Below are 2518 nucleotides of genomic sequence, written 5' to 3'. Positions count from 1 at the left end.
ATTTTGTTGTCAGAAATGATGGAAAATGGTTTAATAGCTAAGGGAGATATTATCGCCCTTTCTGGTTTCGGTGGTGGCCTAACCACAGGAACTATTATTTTAAGGTATTAATTTATTATTTTAATTTTATATATGGAGTGAATTATATTATGGCAGACAAGAACGCAATTTTTGACAAGGTAAAAGAAATCGTTGTAGATCAATCAGACGTTAAGGCTGAAGACATCAAGATGGAAACTAACTTCAAAGAAGAACTAGACCTAGACAGTTTAGACTTATTTGAAATCATCGATGCTCTAGAAGACGAATACGACATCGAAATTGACAGTGACAACGACATCGCAACTGTACAACAATTAGTTGACTACGTTGCTGGTAAAGTTGAAGAATAATAATTAGTTTTAATTAACTAGGAGTGTTTAAGTTTGAATATTTGTTATCTATTTAGTGGCCAAGGTAGTCAATTTAAGGAAATGGGACAGGATTTGTATAAGTCAAACCCTGTGTACAAACGTACAATTGACGAGGCCTCAGAAACATTGAATTTAAACTTAGCTGATCCGGAAATTTTTGATAATCCTAATAATACTCAAATCGCTATTTTGACGATGAGTGTAGCTATTCATCGTATTTTAGAAGACAAAATAGAGAAACCTGTTGCAATGATGGGATTGAGTTTAGGCGAGTATAGTGCTTTAGTTGCTGCTAAAGCACTATCTTTTAAATCAGGGCTAAAGCTAGTACACGATCGCTCACATTACATGGATGAAGCAGGTAAGCAAAATCCAGGTTCTATGGCTGCTGTATTGGGTCTTAGCCCTGATTTTGTGAAGAGCGTTTGTGATGAAATTGATGATGTATACCCCGCAAACTACAATAACAAGTCTCAAGTTGTTATTGGTGGTACTAAGGAAGGGGTTGCCAAAGCAATGGAAGTACTTACTGAAAAGGGTGCTAAACGTGTAGTTCCACTACAAGTTGCAGTGGCTTCACATACTCCATTGATGCAACCGGCATCAGATCAATTAGCTAAACGTCTTGAAAGTGTTGAATTTAGTGAACCAGAAATTGATGTTATCAGTAACACTACTGTAAAACCATTTGCTTTGGACACTATTAAGGAAACTTTAGTTAACCAACTAATCAATCCAACACACTTTATGCAAGATGTTGCTTCTCTAGAAGACAAAAACATCGACGCTTTTATCGAAATTGGTCCAGGAAATACGCTAAGTAAACTTGCTAAAAAGACACTAAAGGCTGATACATACAATGTAGAAAGCGTCGAAACTCTAGATGCCTTATTAGATAAGTTAGGAGAATAATAATGGAAAATAACGAAAAACAAGTAATTCTAATCACTGGTGCTACCAAGGGATTGGGTTTAGCTGACGCTGTTCGTCTAGCTAAAGATGAAAACAACATCGTAATTGCCAACTCACACAGACAATTAAGTGACGAAGAACTAAAGGCCTTCGAAGCTAACTTCGATAAAGAAATCGAAGTGCTTGTTGGAGACGTTGCTTCAGAAGAAGATGCTGAAGCAATGATTAACAGCGTTATTGAAAAACACGGTAAGATTGATGTGTTAGTTAACAATGCTGGTATCACTCAAGATACTCTATTAACTAGAATGAAGGGTGACTCATTTAAGCAAGTTCTAGACACTAACTTATTCGGTGTCTTCAACATGACTAAATTTGCTATGAAGAAAATGCAAAAAGCTCGTAAGGGTTGTATCATCAACCTTTCAAGTATTGCCGGTCTTCACGGTAACCTAGGTCAAGCCAACTACTCATCAACTAAAGCTGGTATCGTTGGTTTAACTAAGACTACAGCCCAAGAAGGTGCTCTACGTGGAATCCGTTGTAACGCGGTTGCTCCAGGTATGATTAAGACTGCCATGACTGCTAAGTTAGGCGACAGCTACATTGCTGATTGGGAAGAAAAAATCCCTGCAAAACGTTTTGGTACTCCAGACGAAGTTGCGCAAGTTGTTGAATTCTTAATCAAGAACGAATACATGAATGGACAAGTAATCACCGTTGACGGTGGATTAACTATGTAATCAAAGTTAAGTAAGAACATTCTTAATTAACAGGAGATAATAAATCATGGAACAAAAAGACATTGAAAATTTAATGGACAAGTTTGATAAGTCCAGTATGAAAGAATTTAAAATCACTGCTGACGATGGTACTGACTTATACTTTTCTAAGTTAGAACATCCTGCTGTTGCCGCTGCTCCCGCTGCTGCACCAGTATCAGCAGCTCCATCAACTGATGGAACACCAGCTCCAGTTACTGCTGCAGGTTCAAAGATTAAAGCTCCACTTGTTGGGATTGTTTACTTTGCACCAAGTCCTGAAAAACCAGTCTTTAAAAAAGTTGGAGACCACGTTAAAAAGGGCGATGTAGTTTGTGTGATTGAAGCTATGAAGGTTATTAACGAAGTGAAAAGTCCAGTTTCTGGAACTATCACTAAAAAAGTTGCTGAAAATGGTGACATGGTTGAATA

General features: G+C 37.4%; 5 protein-coding genes. All 5 read left to right on the top strand.

All coding sequences use genetic code 11. From position 1 onward, the window contains the following. The coding region (locus tag M3005_RS05995) for a 3-oxoacyl-[acyl-carrier-protein] synthase III C-terminal domain-containing protein (protein WP_293794560.1) at window positions 1–111 on the top strand (111 nt) is incomplete at its 5' end. A 38-nt stretch (window positions 112–149) separates the two neighbouring features. Beyond that, the gene (locus M3005_RS05990) at window positions 150–392 is read left to right on the top strand and encodes an acyl carrier protein (protein WP_053795816.1); all 243 of its coding nucleotides are present in this window, start codon (window positions 150–152) and stop codon (window positions 390–392) included. A gap of 33 nt (window positions 393–425) precedes the next feature. Further along, window positions 426–1325 (top strand): ACP S-malonyltransferase, encoded by a 900-nt coding sequence (gene fabD, locus M3005_RS05985; RefSeq protein WP_293794558.1) that lies wholly within the window; start codon window positions 426–428, stop codon window positions 1323–1325. A gap of 2 nt (window positions 1326–1327) precedes the next feature. Continuing rightward, entirely contained in the window at window positions 1328–2068 is a 741-nt protein-coding gene (gene fabG / locus M3005_RS05980; RefSeq protein ID WP_293794557.1) for a 3-oxoacyl-ACP reductase FabG, read from the top strand. Window positions 2069–2114: 46 nt separating this feature from the next. Continuing rightward, the coding region (locus tag M3005_RS05975) for an acetyl-CoA carboxylase biotin carboxyl carrier protein (RefSeq protein ID WP_293794556.1) at window positions 2115–2518 on the top strand (404 nt) is incomplete at its 3' end.

It is taken from the genome of Apilactobacillus sp., assembly GCF_025290035.1.
In the GTDB taxonomy this organism is placed as follows: domain Bacteria; phylum Bacillota; class Bacilli; order Lactobacillales; family Lactobacillaceae; genus Apilactobacillus.
This window is presented reverse-complemented; position numbering and strand designations above follow the sequence as displayed.

Coding starts and splice junctions, on each gene's coding strand:
- M3005_RS05990 (WP_053795816.1), top strand. CDS start 150: ATGGCAGACAAGAACGCAATTTTTGACAAGGTAAAAGAAATCGTTGTA.
- fabG (WP_293794557.1), top strand. CDS start 1,328: ATGGAAAATAACGAAAAACAAGTAATTCTAATCACTGGTGCTACCAAG.